Genomic DNA, 17,298 nt, shown 5'->3' on the forward strand with positions numbered 1-17,298 from the left:
ACTCTCAACCTTTCAAAATTTCAACTTTATTAACGTAAAAACAGCCCCTAAAACCGATCGAGAGGAGAAAAAATCGCAAACTCACGATTTTGCATATCCATTTGACGCCCAAATCATTGAGCCATATTTTCGAGCCGAACGACAAAAAAGAGAAAGAAAAACCGCTCCTCCCTCAGCCCTTTTTTGTCCCTCCATTTTTATATAAAACCTCCAGACAACAGCTCGATCATTTTGAGGGAAAAATGGGGCAACAAAGAGGGAAAAAATCATTCCTTTTTATGATGTCCGAATGACCGTGAAAAACAAAAAATTTCCGTAACGGGCAGTCCGAAGAAATAGCCGTACAGACTCTTTTTTCTTTCCTCCCGAAAAAGGAGAAAACGCTCTCTACTCCGGAGAGAGTGGATCGTAAGAGAGAGGCGTTGGCTAATAGCGCGATTTTGACTAACTTTGGTTGTTCTCAACAAGAGTGCTCCCTCTCTTTCCGAAACAAGAACAAGAGAGGGTTGGACTACAACACACAGATATGATCTATAAGCTCACATTATCATATATCACTACACTGCTCTTGGGGTTGCTCTGTTTCTTCGGAGCGGTCTCCCACTCTGCGGCTCAAAGCGGAGCAGTAATCACAGCGGAGGAGGCAGACAGCAGAATCTTTGCAAACCGTGCGGTTCTCCTGCTGGACGAGGAAGACCTTGGAGCTAAAATCAATCACCTGCACTGGGCAATAGAGCTGGACAGCACCAATCTCGCGGCATACGTGGAGCTTGGAAACATTGCACTCCGCACCAACAACATCAACCTTGCATCGGAATACCTGCTGAAAAGCTATGACTTGAGCAATAAAGATCCTTTCTTGGGACAGACACTCCTGAGGATTGCCATGGCTATGCAGAACGAGAAGCTGGTCTTGAAGGTGGGCGAAGAGCTGCTGCAAAATTCGCCGGAAGACTTGGAGGTGTTGGACTCAATGGCTCGGCTCTACGAACAGAAAAGGATGCCGGAAAAGAGTATCTTCTATCTCCGGAAGATGAACGGCATTCTGTCGGATGAGATAACCATTACCTTCCGCATTGCTCAAAACTTTGCCCTGAACAAGCAAGAGGATGAGGGGCTCAAAGAGATAAGCCGGTACATTTCGGAACACCCTATGGAGCTGAGGGGTTATCTCTCCATGATGGCGTATCTGAACATGATAGGACGGGAGGAAGAGGCTGTAAAGTACCTCGGACAGATCCCGAAAGAGCTGAGAAAGAGCCCGGAAATAATCCTCACAAGAGCGAGACTTGCGCTGAAAGATGGCAACTATAAGGAGGCAAAGAAAGAGTTCGGAGCACTGCTCAGAACGGATGGCATAGATCCTCAAGCCATTGACGAGCTTATCTCTATGCTCGCCCCTTATGTATCGAAAGAGAATGTCTCTTTTCTGCAGGAGTTTGTTCCGTTTTTTGAAGAGATAAAGCAGGAGTACGAGCAGACCTCCTCCATCGCGCTCTTCCTTGCCGACATGTACATCGCTCAGGATAAGACGGAAAAGGCAGAGGCGATATATTCCGAACTCATCGAGCGCGGAGCATCTGACATGAAGCCTTACAGCTACATGATTCAGAAAGCAATGACCGCCTCGAATGCGGCGGAAATGATACGCATAGCGGAAAAGGGAAGAGCCGCACACCCTACAAGACCGGACTTCTACATCTACAACGTACTGGCTCTTGGCGAACAGGAGAAGCCGGATGAGGCTTTGGCAGTAGCCAACAAAGGGCTGGAAGTGGCAGACAAAGGCTCTTTCCTCTACGGTCATCTGCTCTTTGTCTCCGCCGATCTACTCAATGAGAAAGGCGAAACGGATGAAGCTCTGAGACGATACGAGCAGGCATTGGGCTATCTGCCCAAAGATGCGTTGCTGCTGAACAACTATGCTTATGCCCTTGCCACTTCCAACAGAAACATCGAACGGGCAGAGGCTCTCGCAAGTGAAGCTATACGGATAGACTCATCCAATGCCTCTTTCTTGGATACATACGCCTGGATACTCTACTTACGCGAAAATTATGGCTTGGCGAAGTACTATATCGAAAGTGCCATAAGGAACAGCAAGGAGGAAGTAAGCAGTGTGTTGCTGGATCATTATGGGGATATTTTATGGAAGCTCAACGACAAGGGGAATGCCGTAAAAGCTTGGCAGGATGCGTTGAAAGCCGGGGCGGAAGATGGTGAGAAGATCAAGAAAAAGATAGAACAGGCTGCATTGTAATACTCTTAAGAACAATATGAAGCAAAATAGCATGATACGCTGGAGCAGCGTACTGTTAGCAGTAACTCTTCTAAGCAGTTGCGGTATATTCCGGAAGTTGTCCGGAGATAAACCACTCACCTCTCCGTTCATCACGGACAGGCAGATGGCAATAGACGCAATCAATAATCAACCCAAGGTTGAAAAGCTGGAGGGGAGAGGCGGAATAGCCATCAAGACCGACAAAAACAATGTATCCTCTCGCTGTGTACTGCACGTCTCCAAAGATGAATATGCTTCCCTGTCGGTGAGACCTCTTGGACTGATTGAGGTGGGAAGGCTCACCATCACACCGAAAAAGCTTCTGGTGGTGGACAGATTCAATAAACAGGCATTCCGAACAAGTGTGGGAGTGGCTACCAATATCTTTTCCCAGATTTTTGCAGGTTGGGATCTTGCGGCTTTGCAGTGTATGCTCCTCGCCCAACCGTTTACGCCAAGCAAGCAGGGTGCGGAAGCGATAGACGGTATGGAGTATGTCCCAAACTCTTCAGGCTTTACCCTGACAAAGAAAGAGGGCAAGATCATTGTCCGTTTGGACTATTCTCCTCTACCGGCACCAAGATTACGTGAAGCACATATCTACTACGGCTCAAAAGTAGAACGGGTTCTCTCTTGCTTCTATGAGCGTTACCAACCGGTGGGACAAAGCGACATCTTCTTCCCTAAAATCATCACACTGAAAACCTATCCGGATAGAGATGTCAAAGAGCAAAGCTTGGTAACACTCACTTTAGACAAGACTTTGGAAAAACTTCCGGCTGAAGCACCAAGCACAGATATTCCTAAAGGGTACAGAAGTGTGAGTTGGGCAGAAGTAATATCCATGATAAAAGAACTCCAAAAATAGACCAGAGTATGTTTCGAGGGCTTTTCAAACTCTTTTTAGCTCTATTAGTTGTGCTGTCTCCTATCGGAATGTCGGCACAAAATCAGAGGAAATCGGCTACGGTGCGAAAGTTGGAATCGCAGCGTAAGAAGATGCAGGAAGAGATCAATACACTGAACAAGGAGCTGAAGAAAGCATCGAAAGATACAAAGAGCAGTCAGAATCGTTTGGCTTTACTCAATCGGCAGATAGAGACAAGGAAACAAATGATAGAGACACTAACGCAAGAGATAGACGAAGCAGATAAAAACCTGATCCTCCTGACCGGTCAGATAGACACGCTGACCACCCAACACTCGCACAGGCAGCAGGCTTACGTCAAAAGTCTTCAGGCTATGAGCCGTCGGAGAGGGGCTAAAGACCAGCTGCTCTACCTGCTCTCTGCAAAGGATATAAGGCAGTCGTTCAGACGGTTGAGATATTTGGCAACCTATGCCAACTGGCAGAAAGAGGAGGCAGAAAAGCTGAAGTCCATACAGCTTTCGGTGCAAAAGAAAAAGGAAGAGCTGGACACCCAACGGGCAGAAAAGGCTTCGTTGCTCTCTACACGCGAACAAGAAAAAGAACGTCTGCTTGCCAACCAGGAGGAGAGCAAGAAAGAGGTAAGTCGTCTCCAAAAGAAACAGAAAGATATTCAGGCTAATCTGAAAAAGAAGAAGCAGCAGGCTCAGACTTTAGACCGCCAGATTCAAAATCAGATAGCGAAAGAAGTTGCCGCTGCACAAGAAAAAGCGAGAAAAGCAGCAGAAGCAAAAAAGAGACAACAACAGTCTCCCAAGAAAGGGACTACCGCTACCGTTCCTGTGACAGAGGAACGCAGGGCAGAAGTATCGGGAGGATATGCGATGACAAAAGATGAACGTCTGCTCTCCAACTCCTTTGCCGGCAATAAAGGAAAACTACCGATGCCGGTTACAGGGCAGTATAAGATAGTGGGTCAGTTCGGTCAGCAAAATCACAGTGAACTTAAATCCATACAGATAAACAACAACGGCATAGACATAGAATCACCTCAAGGGGCAGAAGCTCGTGCGATATTCAATGGTACAGTCTCGAAGGTTTTTGTGGTCGATGGCTATAACAACACCATCATAATACGGCATGGGAACTATCTCACTGTTTACAGCAACATCAAGAATGTCTACGTAAAAGCAGGAGATCATGTGACCACGGGACAGAAAATAGGTTCGGTATATTCTGATCCTGAGTTAGGAGGAGCCTGCCAACTCCATTTCCAGCTTTGGAAAGAGCGCAGCAAACAAAATCCTCTACACTGGTTGTCCAGATAGTATATAGGAATGAAACAGATTGAAAATACAATAATAGCACAAAGCATAGAAGAACTATCGCAATGCTTGCAAGGATCAAAAAGCGTTGCGACAGTGGGTTTCTTTGATGGTGTCCACTTAGGACATCAGGATCTTCTCCAAAGAGTTCGCACGGAAGCCGGAAAAATGGGAGCAAAGAGTGTGGTGATAACTTTTGCGGAGCATCCTCTCACCGTAGTCGGAAGCGCTTCCAGGAAAAAGCCGCTACTGTTATGCGACAGGAGAGATAAGGAAATGCTCCTCTCCCAACAAGGGATGGACTTTATTCTGATGCTCCATTTCACGCCCGAACTTGCAGCTATAACGGGTAAAGATTTCGCACAAACACTCCATGACAAATGCAATACGACAGCTTTGGTAATGGGTTATGACAATCATTTCGGCTCTAAACGTTTCAGCACTCAAGAGGAGACACAGGCTTATATAGACAGCTGGGCAATTCCGGTTATCCGGCATGAAGCTCTCTACAAAGACGATATAAAGGTATCTTCATCGGTGATTCGCTCTGCCGTTCAGTCGGGAGACTTTGCAAAAGCATGGAGTCTCTTGGGAAGACCATACAGCGTCAAAGGGATTGTACAACATGGCAGCAAGATAGGACGAAGCTTAGAATATCCCACCGCAAATATCGAAATAGATCCGGAGCATGAGCTTGTGCCGGCTCAAGGCATCTTTGTATCCGAGGTGATTGTAGAGGGTACGAGATATGGCGGAATGTCTTACTACGGACAGCGACCCACGTTGGGGCACGACGAGAATGCCCGTATGGAGGTTTTTCTATTCGACTTCTCCGGAGATCTTTACGGCAAAGAGGTAGAGATTTTATTCTATCACTACCTGAGAGCAGACATCAAATTTTACTCTTTGGACGCATTGGCGGAGCAGCTACGTAAAGATGAGATCGACTCTCGTGCATTTCTGAAAAATCTTCATGCCGAATAAATCCCATCATGAAGACGCCTCAAATAGAGATCAAAGACATAATAAGGAGTAAGTATAAAGGCTGGATTCCCAAATCGCTTATCTCTTTTCTCCGGAGGCTCATACACCAACAGGAGATCAATGAGATGCTCCAACTCCAAGGCCATATCGGGGGCGTGGAGTATGCCAACAGGCTCTTGAAAGCATTCGATATATCTCTCAACATTTCGGGAGAAGAGCAGATAACGGCACTTAAAGGGAGACAGCTGCTCTTTGTATCCAATCATCCGCTTGGCGGACTGGATGGAATCGCTCTGACTGCCTGGTTGGGCAAGCTGCTTGAAGGTAGATTATTCGTTCCGGTAAACGACCTTCTGATGTCCATTCCTCAGTTTGGAGACATCTTCCTTCCCGTAAACAAACATGGTGTTCAGAACAGAAAACTTGGAGAAATGATGGTTCAAGCTCTCGAAGAGAAAAGGCATGGGCTCACTTTTCCTGCCGGTTTCTGTTCGAGACAAAATGGTAAAGGAGAGATTCGAGATACGGAATGGAAAAGCTCTTTCCTACGATTGGCGCAGCAGCACAACCTTACCATTGTTCCGCTATTCTTCGATGCCGCCAACTCTCCACGCTTTTACAGGTATGCCCGATGGCGTCAAGGGCTGGGCATTAAGCTGAATATCGAAATGGTGTTGCTTCCCGACGAGATGTTCAAAGGGCGACACAAGACATTCAATATCTATGTGGCTCCTCCGATATTCCCCGAACAGATCCCTTCCGAAAAGAGCAAACATCAAGCCTTTTCCGATCAGATCAAAGAGAGTATCTACCGCTTACCTTCTATCTCTAAATAAAGATGCAACCAATCATTCCCCCTATCGAAAAGTCCGTTCTCCGTTCGGAGCTGAGGCCGGAGATGTTGCTCAGAAAGACCAACAGGGCAGACAACGAGATCTATATCTTTCAAGCTCACGAAGCTCCCAATCTGATGCGAGAAGTGGGCAGGTTAAGAGAGGAGGCTTTCCGGTATTACGGCGGAGGGAGCGGACTGGAAACGGATACAGACAGATTCGATTACGAAGGGGGATATAAGCAGATCATCGTCTGGGATCCGGAAGAAGAGAAGATACTCGGCGGGTACAGATTCATCTGTGGAGAGCATGTCCCGACAAACGATGGTGTTCCGGATCTTGCCAGTGCGCACATGTTCTCTTTCTCACAAGAGTTCATCACGGACTATCTGCCCTATACCATAGAGCTGGGACGCTCTTTCGTCTCCCTCTCATGCCAGAGCACTCATCCCGACAGCTCTGTTTCCTCCTCAAAAGGAATATTTGCGTTGGACAACCTATGGGACGGTGTGGGTGCTCTTCCACTGCTTTACCCCGAATACCGATACTTCTTCGGCAAGGTTACCATGTACAAAGGGTACAACAGATATTGCCGTGACATCATCATCTTCCTCCTGTCCAAATACTACTCCGACCCCAAACAGCTTGTCCGCCCGATAGAAGAAGTTCCTTACACGACACCGGTAGAAGCGTTGTCCGAGATACTTCACTACGACACTTTTGAGGAAAACTACAAAGCCGTGAACCGTCTCGTTCGAGAATACGGCATAAACATCCCTCCGCTCATCAACTCTTACGTACAGATCGCAAAGCAGCTGGTGTTTTACGGCACGGCTATCAACAGACACTTTTCAGACGTCGAAGAGAGTGCCATACTGCTCCCCTTCGCCGGCATAAACGAAGAGAAACTAAGGCGACACGTAGAAAGTTTCATCCGCGACTGTGCTTTACGCTACAAAAAGAGACTTCACCGCTCGGAGTCGGACGGCAATCTCTCCTAAAACAAAAATATCTTCCCTTTTCATGGAAACCGCTCACCTACTCGTTGTGGACGATGACAGTGCCATTCGATCCTCTCTATCCCTGCTTCTCAAGCGAGCCGGCTACAATGTATCTGTGGCAGAGTCTCCACGTGCTGCTCTCTCTTGCATAGAAGAACAGCCTCCTCACCTTATCTTAATGGATATGAACTTCTCTCTCTCCACAACCGGAGACGAGGGGCTATTCCTTTTGAGTCAGGTCAAAAAGAGATGGGAAGAGATACCGGTCATACTGATGACCGCATGGGGATCCATAGAACTGGCAGTGAAAGGGATGCAAGCAGGAGCGTTCGACTTTGTAACGAAACCGTGGGACAACTATAAGCTCTTGGAGTCTGTACGTAACGCTTTGGAGCTGAACAGACCGGAAACGGGAGAGAAAGAGATTTCCTCCAGACAGCAGCTCGACAAAAAACACAGCTTCGACCATATCATCGGACACTCGCCTGCTATCATCGAACTGCTTCAGACCGTTGCACGCATAGCTCCTACCACTGCTTCTGTCCTCATAACGGGAGAAAGCGGCACGGGGAAAGAGCTGATAGCCGAAGCTATACACCTCAACAGCAAGCGACGTTCCGAATCTTTTGTCAAGGTAAACCTTGGAGGGATCTCGGCATCGCTGTTTGAGAGCGAAATGTTCGGACACAAGAAAGGCGCTTTTACGGATGCCGTGGCAAGCCGTACCGGCAGGTTTGCTCTTGCAGACAAGGGAACTATTTTTCTGGACGAGATCGGAGAGCTGGACTTGGCTTCTCAAGTGAAACTGCTGAGAGTGTTGCAAGACCAGACTTTTGAGGTTTTGGGCGAAAGCTCACCCACCAAAGTGGATATACGTGTAGTGAGTGCCACGAATGCCGATCTTGCTTCGATGGTTGCCGCCGGCACATTCAGAGAAGATCTCTACTACCGTATCAACCTCATCGTACTCCGTGTACCGCCTTTGAGAGAACGCAGAGAGGACATCCCTCTTCTGGCAAAACATTTTGCGCAGAAGCTATGCAAAGCCAATGGTCTGCCGGCTGTATCTTTTACTCCGGAAGCAGAAAGCTTTCTCTCCTCCCTGCACTACTCCGGCAATGTTCGGGAGTTGAAAAACCTCATCGAACGCTCCATCCTCATCTCCGGCAAGTCCGTTCTGGACAAAGGAGACATTCAGCACAGAGAGGAGCAGTATCTGCCGGACACCCCACCGCTTTCCGAGCAGACACTCGAAGAGATAGAAGCCGAAACCATAAGACAGAAAATTACGGAATACAACGGCAATCTCTCCCGTGTGGCAAAGGCTCTCGGCATAAGCAGAGGCGCACTATACAGAAGGCTCGACCGCTACGGCATCAAGTACTAACCGAATCTTACCTCCTCCTTTCCTTATGAGTTACAGACTCTCTTACTATCTGTTGGTTCTGTTGGTCATGGGCACCATTCTCTTTACAGCCCTCTATGCCGAGACCCGAACACCATGGTCGCTCATTGCTCTCGGTATCAACGGTCTGCTCTTGCTGGTTCTGCTCATCTTCTTTTTCAGACGCATCGTGATGCCTCTGCACATTCTGGACAGCGGGATGAACCTTCTGCGCTCGCAAGACTTCTCCTCAAGACTTGCCACGGTGGGGCAAAACGATGCCGATAACCTTGTTGCGATATTCAATGAAATGATAGAGCAGCTGCGCAAAGAGCGGTTGCAAGTAAGAGAAGCCAATTCACTGCTCGATCTGCTCATCAACGCCTCTCCCATGGGGGTGATCATACTGGATCTGGATCACAATATCAAGAGTGTAAATCCGGCTTCGCTCTCCCTGCTCGGCATAGAGACGGAGACGGAGATACTGGGCAAGAAGCTGCAAGAAGCCGAACGGCTCTTCACGCTGACCCTGTCCGACATTCCGCAGGGATCTTCCATTACGGCACAGCCATCCGGCTCTGCCATCCTGCGATGCTCTCATCTTACCTTTCAGAATCAGGGATTCAAGCAGCCTTTCTTCCTCATAGAGAGTCTCACGGACGAGGTGAGAAAAGCGGAAAAAGAGGCTTACTCCAAAGTGATACGCATGATAGCCCATGAGGTAAACAATACCACTGCCGGACTCACATCCACTCTCCAAAGCCTGCATGACATTTTGCAGGAAGAGCCGGACAAGGCAGACCTCGTGGAGGTACTCGACAGCTGCAATCACCGCTCAAGGCAGATGAGCCGTTTCATCACGCAGTTTGCCGATGTTGTCCGCATTCCGCAACCACAGTTTGCCACTTCGGACATCAATCTTCTGCTGAAACGGTGTGCTCTATTCATGGAGCATCAGTTCAGCGAGAACCGCATTGCCCTCCATCTGGAGCTGTCCCCCGAACCGCTCAACACCTCTTTCGACGACGGACTCATAGAGCAGGTCATCCTCAATATCCTCAAAAACAGCATGGAGAGCATAGGCACCGATGGCAATATCACGCTATCCTCCTCGCTCTCTCCTGCTCCGGAGATTGTCATTACCGACGATGGGCCGGGCATATCAAAGGAGCTTTCGGACAAGATATTCAACCCCTTCTTCTCCACCAAACCCAATGGGCAGGGCATCGGACTGCTCTTCATCATGGAGGTGTTGGACAGACACCACTTCACCTATTCGCTTCGGACGGAAGAGGATGGCAAGACACGCTTCCGAATCAGAATAAAAACGGTATAAATCGTCTCCGAAAACTGCTCCGAAACGACCCGAAAAAAGGGGCTTTTTGCCGGTATTTTTATATAAAAACGGAGTGCTCACATTCTGCTCCAAAACTACTCCGCTCCCTCTCTTTGGGGAGTGGAGATTTTTGCCTATAGCCGTAAGAGATTGAAATAGAGCAGAATATAAATCAGTGCGAATTTGGAAAAAATTTTTCTTCAGTCCGTTTGATGGGGCTTTTTCGCGTTAATTAGTATAAATTTTAACACCCTTCTCTGTAAACGTTTCCTAATAGAGAAATTTGCCTTTTCAGGGGTATTTTAGGGTGAAAATACGTAGTCGGTTGATTGTTAGCACTTTAATGATTTTGGTTAAACACGTTAATCGAATCCGGTAAACGTGTTTAATGAAATCAGTAAACGTGTTCATTGAAAAATTAAACACGTTAAGCCGACAAAATATGCTCGTTTACCATTTTCGCTTAACAGCTATCGAAATTTGTGTTAATAAAATGAGCTGATTTAACAAATTCGGTCATGCTCTGAAAACGACCCCTCCGATCAAAATAGAGAGACCGAAAAAAGGAAGCATTTTTCGGGATGGAATATATAAAAACAGCCTCTCCCATTTCCCCTTTTTCAAGAGTAAAATAGAAGCAAACAGGCTACTCCGGAAACCTTTCCGAAGTAGCCTGTTCTATTATCGGGCAAAAGGGATGCGCTCTATCAGAGCGGTATCTCCACTTTGCTCGGATATATTCTCTTGGGATCCCCGAAGAGAGCCATCGTTTCAGCCATAACGCCTCTTGAAGGTTTGAGCTTGGTCTCTTTGACCAACGCTCCATTCAGATAGACTTGCACCGGTAAGGCAAAGTTTATATCGTCTACATAGATGGAGAGTGTGCCCGTAACCTTTCCGGCAATCTCTTTGGTTTTCAGCTCTATCTTGTTTCCCTCTTTCACGAGATCGAATAGAATCCGGTCTGTATCCGACGAACGCTTGAGCGAACGAAAGTCCAAGTTGTAAACGGCATTGGCATAACCTCCCGTGCCGACCTTACCTCCGGGGAATATGTTGTAGTATTCGTAGGTAACGTGGCGAGGATTACTCCGGCGTCTCTGCTTGATAAACCAAGGAGCCATATCGAAATAGCGTGTACCCAGATGGTCTCTGCTGGGTTGGATGATCACCATCCCCTCATAGTCCGCAGGGTTTTCTCTCTGAAGCTCCTCGTGCCTGTCTTTCCACTTGTATGCGTAGAGGTTTCTGCTGAAACCGAAATCGTTGGCGCCCACTTCCATACGGAACGGAAGATTTCTAAGGTTTACAGCTTCCGTAGAGGGCTTCTCCGCTGCGGCAAGAACACCTGCGGCTGCGAAGTAGTCGGGCATGAACAGAGCCAGACGAAGCGTTCCGTATCCGCCCTCAGAGATACCCGTCAGATAGACTCTATCGGGATCGGCTATTCCGCTCAACACTGCCAGCTGATAAGCTCTTAGGAATGCAGCTCTCTGCGGTTGGTAGTACCAGCGACCTTTACGGTCGTCCGACATACGGGGTACAAAGTAAAAAGATGGCGCATCGTCGTACTGACGGCTCAGCGAGAGTGCCGCATTCCACTCGTCTTCATTGATGGTAGAGCCCCACTCCGAAGGTGTTTGGGGATACGATCCACCACCATGAAGATTGATGACCATAGGGTATCCTCCGCCGGGCATATCCCCTTTCGGGAAGCACTTGATCTTCATGCGCTCCTGCTGAGGGATACTCCAGATGATCTCTTTACTTGGAAGCTCGACCGCCAGACCGGACTTTTCGAGTCGCTCTTTATTGGCTTCTTTCCAAAGCATCCATATCTGATCTCTTTCGGATTTCAGTTCGTCCGGTGTGATGTACTCTCTGTACATCGCTACCGGAGCAAATACAATATCCTCCTTATCGAGCTGCTGCTTGAGAAAGGATACAATGCGATCGTTGGAGATAAACTCCTCTCGTTTCGCTCCTTCGTCCTCTGCCTCCGGCTTATCCGCCCTACAACCGGGAGATAAGAGCAGTGCTCCGAACAGCAGAAGAGCGAAACCGGCCTTTGACACACTGTTACTTCTCATCTTCTTGGAAGAAAACGATAAGCTCATCCTTCTTGAAGCCATTGAACGACTTAAGATAAGCTTGAGCCGATCCTTTAGGCACATAAAAACGGAAATACTGCTTGCCATCTTTTACAAATGGAACACCTTCAAAGGGGAAGCCTTCGTACGCAGGAGGAGTAGAAGTGAGAAATCTTATGGAACGAAGACTGGAACATCCGGAGAACGCATCGTACCCGATGCTTCTAATCTTACCGAGGAAAGTTACACTCTTCAAGTTTCTACAAGAAAGAAACATTCCCTCCGGTATTAGTTCCACTCCCGCAGGAATAATGATATGCTCCAATGCCATATCTGCCCAGAAAGCATTATTTTCGATACTCTCCACAGATGATGGAAGCTTAATATTCTTTAGTTTTTGAGAAGCACAGAAGGCTCCATCCCCTATTCGTTTGAGAGAAGTACCAGGGAAGACGATAGTCTCAAGATTGCAATAGCCAAACCAGCCCCTGCCGACACTCTCAAGATTGCGTGGAGCAATGAACTTCTTTACGGTCTTATTGTCTTTCAAAACAGAGTCGTCATAGTCCAAATCAAATGTTGCATCTGCCATGTCTATCTCTTCCAATGTTTTCATTTTATTCTTTATGAAAGAGAAGTCGACCTGCCTTATTGCCATATTCTTTACGACAAGATACTTTATCGTACCGGCTTCTTGCTCTGAAATCTTCTCAGAAAGACGACCCTCTCCGGTAACAACCTTCTCATTTTCACGTGGTACTATTTTCAGCTTGCTATTGTCTCCTTTATCTTTGATGAAGTCGTATCTGAAACGAACACTTTCTACTGCACCATCTTTACCCTTTGCCTCTATGAGCTGTAGCTTAACGTAGCGATTTTCTTTCGCTATACGAATAATGAATACTCGGTCAGACACCTTAAAAGCAGCACTTTCGGCATCCTTGGTGTACCATCCACCTTGGGCAAGAAGAGGATTGGTAGAAATAACTACAGAGGGTGCTATCTCGCGACGGATGTCTTCTTCCCAAAGAACCGTCTCTTTCAAAAATGGCTCTGCACTCTCTATTCCGTCAAAGTCATTCGTATTGGTCATATAAACGGAGCCTTTTCCTTTTCCGCTCTCTCCGCTATTTGTACGACCTTCCAAACCGAGAAATGCAATATCCCATTCACTGCTCGATGCAACATCGGCAGCCTTTACCTCTACTGTTTTATTATTCACAAACGAGAAGTAAACGAACTCGCCTACGGTTCCTTCTTGCAAAGAGCTATTAGGAGTCTTTATCTCTACATTGAATGGACCTGTTTCCGGTCCATCCGGACCTTTTCCTTTTTTGTCGCAAGACTGCAAGCTCACAAGAGCAAGCAGCATGAAAATAAATTTGAGATTGTTTTTCATAAAGATTATGTTTTAGTGTACTGTTTACGGAATGCAAACTTAAAGATTTCAGATACATGCCGGACTCCCGAATTTTAGGTATTTGGGGCGGAAGAGATCGTACCTAATTGTTGGGAAATTGCAGCATCAGCACAAAAAAAGACCGGTATCTCAAAACAGATACCGGTCTTTATCTTTATCTCTTCTCGCTTACACGAGAGCAAATCATACCAATGCTTGAACGTCTTTTGCGATCATGAGCTCTTCGTCCGTAGGCACTACCATGATGGTTGCCTTTGATCCCTTCTTGGAGATAACCATCTCCTTGCCTCTCATGTTGGTATTGAGTTCTTTGTCTATCTCCAATCCGAGGAAGCCGAGACCCTCGCATACGGTTTCACGAGTAGTCCATTGATTTTCTCCCACACCGCCTGTAAAGATGAGAAGATCCACACCTCCCATTGCGGCAGCATAGGCTCCGATGTACTTCTTAATGCGATAGTCGTACATTTCCATAGCCAATATCGCTTTCTTATCACCTCTTTCGATACCGGCTTCTACCTCTCTCATGTCGGAAGAGATCTGCGTAACACCGAGAACACCGGACTTTTTATTGATAAGATTGCTAAGGCCTTCACCATCCAAGCCAAGCTTTTCGACCAAGAACGCAAGCGCACCCGGATCAACATCTCCACAGCGTGTTCCCATGATAAGACCCTCGGTAGGAGTAAGTCCCATAGAGGTATCCATCACTTTACCATCCTTTATGGCCGCGATAGAAGCTCCGTTACCAATGTGTGCGGTAATAATCTTTGTCTTGTTGATATCCAGCCCAAGCACCTCGCAAGCACGTTGGCTCACATATCTGTGGCTTGTTCCATGGAATCCGTAACGGCGAATACCGTACTTCTCATACAGTTCGTATGGCAGAGCATACATATATGCAAACGGCTCCATAGTCTGATGGAATGCTGTGTCGAACACACCTACCTGAGGAACTTTAGGCAGAAGAGCCTTTATTGCATCCACTCCTTTGATGTTGGGTGGATTATGAAGAGGAGCAAGCTCTATGCACTCTTCAACTTGCTTGATCACTTCGTCCGTGATGAGGACACTCTTGGAGAATTTCTCTCCTCCGTGAACAAGACGGTGTCCCACAGCTTCTATCTCATCATAGGAGGAGATACAACCGTGCTCCTTATCTTTAAGCACAGACAAAATAAACTCCACCGCGGCAGTATGCTCAGGGAGATCTTTTTCCAGAATTACCTTTTTGCCGTCTTTCCCAACGAACTTAAGGAATGATCCCGGCAGGCCGAGTTTTTCTACTCCACCCTCTGCCAATACCTCCTTAGAGGTCATGTTGAACAACTTGTACTTTACAGACGAGCTGCCACAATTTAATACGAGGATTTTCATATCGCTATTATTGTAATGTATTTCTTCTATTGCGAAACTGCTTACTTGGCACTCTTTAGGCCGATAGACTGCAATGCCGTAATAGCCACCATGTAATAGATGTCATCCACAGAGCATCCACGGCTCAGGTCGTTCACCGGTGCAGCGATACCTTGAAGTACCGGCCCCACGGCCTCTGCGCCTGCAAGACGTTGAACCAACTTGTATGCAATATTTCCCACTTCAAGAGAAGGGAATACAAGAACATTGGCATGTCCTGCTATCTTGCTGTTTGGAGCTTTCATTTCACCCACTTTAGGCACAAGAGCAGCATCTGCCTGCAACTCTCCGTCAATATTCAACTGAGGAGCTATCTCGTTTGCAATGCGTGTTGCATCTATCACCTTGTCCACAAGTTCGTTCTTAGCACTTCCTTTGGTAGAAAAACTCAAGATAGCCACCTTGGCTTCCATGTCCAAAAGATCCTTTGCGGTGTGAGCAGAAGATACCGCAATCTGAGCCAACTGCTGTGCATCCGGATTTGGAGTTACGGCACAATCGGCAAAGAGGAGTACGCCTTCCTTACCATACTCTTTGGCTGGAGTGATCATGATGAATGCGCCCGATACGGTGTTTACACCCGGAACGGTCTTGATGATCTGCAGTGCAGGACGAAGCACATCGCCTGTAAAGTTTTTCGCTCCGGCTACTTCTCCATCGGCATCTCCGGCTTTGATCATCAAACAAGATAGATATAGCGGATCTTTAGCCTTCTTTTGAGCCTCTTCGATAGTCATTCCCTTGCTCTTTCTAAGCTCGAATAAGAGGTTGGTGTACTTCTCCATCTCTGCGTGAGTATCAGGATTAACGATTTCTGCTTGAGCAATATGGCTCAGAGACAGCTCCGCTGCTTTCGCAGCAATCTCCTTTTCATCTCCGATAAGAATAATATTTGCTACACCATCTTTTATTAGTCGGTCCGCTGCTTTTAGCGTTCTCTCTTCTGTTCCTTCAGGTAGCACTATACGTTGCTTATTACCGCTCGCACGCTGTACAAATGATTGTAAAAGTTCCATGATATGGTTTGTTTTCTTTAGTATTTACTGCAAATGTACAAAACCTTTCGGACTCTGCCTATATAATCTATGGCTTTGTGCCTTAATTCGTTCACTCATTCCGTGAAGGGAAAAGGCATAGCGAGAGCGTTGTGAAAAGCTCTGAAAAGCGTGCCGAATATTCCCCTTTTCGGAGGAAAAGGCTTTTATTCACCTCGTCATCTACCTGAAATGTTACCAAAATCCCTATTCTTAGCGATTGTAACTGCCCTATTATTGGGGTACATTTGTTCATATCGAACGACACTGACAGGCCTTTCCATGAAAATACTCATCTACGGACCGGGAGTTGTAGGTAGCACGTACGGCTGGCAACTCCATTTACAAGGGCACGACATCTCGGTCCTTGTTCGCAAAGAGAAGCATAAGCTCTACTCCAAACAGGGCATACACATCATCTGTGAAGACTTCAGACGAAGAGAGAAAAAGATTTCAGATGTCATCTTCAAGCCTCATGTGATAGACGAACTCTCTCCGGACAACGACTTTGATTACATCATCGTAGCCACCAACAAGCTACAAATCTCCAAAGTACTTCCCATACTGAAAGAGCGTTCGGGGAGAGCCAACATCGTCTTCTTTCTAAACCTGTGGGACTCTTTCGATGAGATTGCCTCCTATCTGCGTCCGGAGCAGTATTTCTTCAGCTTCCCGTTCATGGTCGGAGGAGGACGCAACAAAAATGAAATACGGACAACGATCTCCGGAATGACTTTCTCACACACACCGATAGGGGAAGCAGATGGCACGATAAGCGGTAGGGTCAGGCTCTTTGCAGAGATCCTCGAAAGAGCAAACCTGAAACCTCGCATCTACAAATGTATATCAGATTGGCTGATTTCCCATTATGCCGTAGCTGCCGGACTCTCTGCAGGTGTACTTTGTGCAGGAAGTGCAGAAAGGTTTGTACGGGATAGAGAGATCTTGAAAAAGACAATATTCTGCATTCGAGAAGGTTTTGAGATTTGTGTGAAAAGGGGCGTGGATCTTGGTGTGGAGCCTACTAACAGACTCCAAAAGCTACCTCTGCTTCTTCTCATCCCTCTTGCGCAGAAAGTTTATTCCGGCAAAGCTTTGCAGTCTATATTTGACGGACACATCAATCACTCCCCTGATGAAATCCGTCAAATGCTGGAAGATGTGATAGCAAGCGGAGAAAAGTACGGTGTCAATATGCCTAATTTCATGGGACTAAGAGCTATCATCCACAGCAGAGATCGGGAAAGAGGTTCTCACGAACAGGAAAAATAACTCGTTTGAGAGTGAACAACTCTTCTCCCCAACGGCATCGACAAAGCCTTTATA

General features: G+C 47.0%; 13 protein-coding genes. 9 read left to right on the plus strand and 4 right to left on the minus strand.

All coding sequences use genetic code 11. From position 1 onward, the window contains the following. The first annotated feature begins 526 nt into the window (after positions 1-526). The 8 genes from HQ29_RS08815 to HQ29_RS08850 are packed head-to-tail and all read left to right on the plus strand — an operon-like array spanning position 527 to position 10,012. Positions 527-2,260: a tetratricopeptide repeat protein gene (locus HQ29_RS08815; protein WP_036869311.1), complete on the plus strand. Its 1,734-nt coding sequence runs from the start codon at positions 527-529 to the stop codon at positions 2,258-2,260. Positions 2,261-2,276: 16 nt separating this feature from the next. Next, positions 2,277-3,149, plus strand: a complete 873-nt coding sequence (locus HQ29_RS08820; RefSeq protein WP_036869312.1) for a DUF4292 domain-containing protein — start codon at positions 2,277-2,279, stop codon at positions 3,147-3,149. Between the two features lie 8 nt (positions 3,150-3,157). Then, positions 3,158-4,477, plus strand: a complete 1,320-nt coding sequence (locus HQ29_RS08825) for a murein hydrolase activator EnvC family protein (RefSeq protein WP_036869314.1) — start codon at positions 3,158-3,160, stop codon at positions 4,475-4,477. 9 nt (positions 4,478-4,486) lie between these two features. Continuing rightward, the gene (gene ribF / locus HQ29_RS08830) at positions 4,487-5,458 is read left to right on the plus strand and encodes a riboflavin biosynthesis protein RibF (protein ID WP_052090040.1); all 972 of its coding nucleotides are present in this window, start codon (positions 4,487-4,489) and stop codon (positions 5,456-5,458) included. Positions 5,459-5,466: 8 nt separating this feature from the next. Further along, complete coding sequence (locus tag HQ29_RS08835) at positions 5,467-6,294, plus strand: 1-acyl-sn-glycerol-3-phosphate acyltransferase (protein WP_036869316.1); 828 nt, start codon at positions 5,467-5,469, stop codon at positions 6,292-6,294. 2 nt (positions 6,295-6,296) lie between these two features. Then, complete coding sequence (locus HQ29_RS08840) at positions 6,297-7,292, plus strand: GNAT family N-acyltransferase (protein WP_036869317.1); 996 nt, start codon at positions 6,297-6,299, stop codon at positions 7,290-7,292. A gap of 22 nt (positions 7,293-7,314) precedes the next feature. Continuing rightward, the gene (locus tag HQ29_RS08845; protein ID WP_036788216.1) at positions 7,315-8,679 is read left to right on the plus strand and encodes a sigma-54-dependent transcriptional regulator; all 1,365 of its coding nucleotides are present in this window, start codon (positions 7,315-7,317) and stop codon (positions 8,677-8,679) included. Between the two features lie 25 nt (positions 8,680-8,704). Then, entirely contained in the window at positions 8,705-10,012 is a 1,308-nt protein-coding gene (locus tag HQ29_RS08850) for a sensor histidine kinase (protein ID WP_036869318.1), read from the plus strand. 707 nt (positions 10,013-10,719) lie between these two features. Here HQ29_RS08850 and HQ29_RS08855 read toward each other — a convergent pair. From HQ29_RS08855 to pta, 4 genes are all read right to left on the minus strand, one after another. Then, the gene (locus HQ29_RS08855) at positions 10,720-12,102 is read right to left on the minus strand and encodes an alpha/beta hydrolase-fold protein (RefSeq protein ID WP_036869319.1); all 1,383 of its coding nucleotides are present in this window, start codon (positions 12,100-12,102) and stop codon (positions 10,720-10,722) included. Continuing rightward, positions 12,092-13,501 carry a leucine-rich repeat protein gene (locus tag HQ29_RS08860; RefSeq protein WP_036869320.1) on the minus strand — a complete coding sequence of 470 codons (1,410 nt, stop codon included), beginning with the start codon at positions 13,499-13,501 and terminating at the stop codon, positions 12,092-12,094. Before HQ29_RS08860 ends, HQ29_RS08855 begins: the two co-directional genes overlap by 11 nt. Before the next feature lie 204 nt (positions 13,502-13,705). Next, positions 13,706-14,899, minus strand: coding sequence for an acetate/propionate family kinase (locus tag HQ29_RS08865; RefSeq protein WP_036788222.1), 1,194 nt, complete (start codon positions 14,897-14,899; stop codon positions 13,706-13,708). Positions 14,900-14,940: 41 nt separating this feature from the next. After that, complete coding sequence (gene pta / locus HQ29_RS08870; protein ID WP_036865355.1) at positions 14,941-15,954, minus strand: phosphate acetyltransferase; 1,014 nt, start codon at positions 15,952-15,954, stop codon at positions 14,941-14,943. Between the two features lie 300 nt (positions 15,955-16,254). Between pta and HQ29_RS08875 the strand changes: the two genes are divergently transcribed. After that, positions 16,255-17,244, plus strand: coding sequence for a ketopantoate reductase family protein (locus tag HQ29_RS08875; protein WP_052090041.1), 990 nt, complete (start codon positions 16,255-16,257; stop codon positions 17,242-17,244). Positions 17,245-17,298 lie beyond the last annotated feature (54 nt).

The sequence above is a fragment of the Porphyromonas canoris genome, from assembly GCF_000765975.1.
GTDB classification, from domain to species: Bacteria; Bacteroidota; Bacteroidia; order Bacteroidales; family Porphyromonadaceae; genus Porphyromonas_A; species Porphyromonas_A canoris.

What these genes read in the sequence shown, in the direction of transcription:
- pta (WP_036865355.1), bottom strand. Translation starts at nt 15,954, where the DNA reads ATGGAACTTTTACAATCATTTGTACAGCGTGCGAGCGGTAATAAGCAA.
- HQ29_RS08860 (WP_036869320.1), bottom strand. Translation starts at nt 13,501, where the DNA reads ATGAAAAACAATCTCAAATTTATTTTCATGCTGCTTGCTCTTGTGAGC.
- HQ29_RS08875 (WP_052090041.1), top strand. Translation starts at nt 16,255, where the DNA reads ATGAAAATACTCATCTACGGACCGGGAGTTGTAGGTAGCACGTACGGC.
- HQ29_RS08840 (WP_036869317.1), top strand. Translation starts at nt 6,297, where the DNA reads ATGCAACCAATCATTCCCCCTATCGAAAAGTCCGTTCTCCGTTCGGAG.
- HQ29_RS08865 (WP_036788222.1), bottom strand. Translation starts at nt 14,899, where the DNA reads ATGAAAATCCTCGTATTAAATTGTGGCAGCTCGTCTGTAAAGTACAAG.
- HQ29_RS08815 (WP_036869311.1), top strand. Translation starts at nt 527, where the DNA reads ATGATCTATAAGCTCACATTATCATATATCACTACACTGCTCTTGGGG.
- HQ29_RS08850 (WP_036869318.1), top strand. Translation starts at nt 8,705, where the DNA reads ATGAGTTACAGACTCTCTTACTATCTGTTGGTTCTGTTGGTCATGGGC.
- ribF (WP_052090040.1), top strand. Translation starts at nt 4,487, where the DNA reads ATGAAACAGATTGAAAATACAATAATAGCACAAAGCATAGAAGAACTA.
- HQ29_RS08845 (WP_036788216.1), top strand. Translation starts at nt 7,315, where the DNA reads ATGGAAACCGCTCACCTACTCGTTGTGGACGATGACAGTGCCATTCGA.
- HQ29_RS08855 (WP_036869319.1), bottom strand. Translation starts at nt 12,102, where the DNA reads ATGAGAAGTAACAGTGTGTCAAAGGCCGGTTTCGCTCTTCTGCTGTTC.
- HQ29_RS08820 (WP_036869312.1), top strand. Translation starts at nt 2,277, where the DNA reads ATGAAGCAAAATAGCATGATACGCTGGAGCAGCGTACTGTTAGCAGTA.
- HQ29_RS08835 (WP_036869316.1), top strand. Translation starts at nt 5,467, where the DNA reads ATGAAGACGCCTCAAATAGAGATCAAAGACATAATAAGGAGTAAGTAT.
- HQ29_RS08825 (WP_036869314.1), top strand. Translation starts at nt 3,158, where the DNA reads ATGTTTCGAGGGCTTTTCAAACTCTTTTTAGCTCTATTAGTTGTGCTG.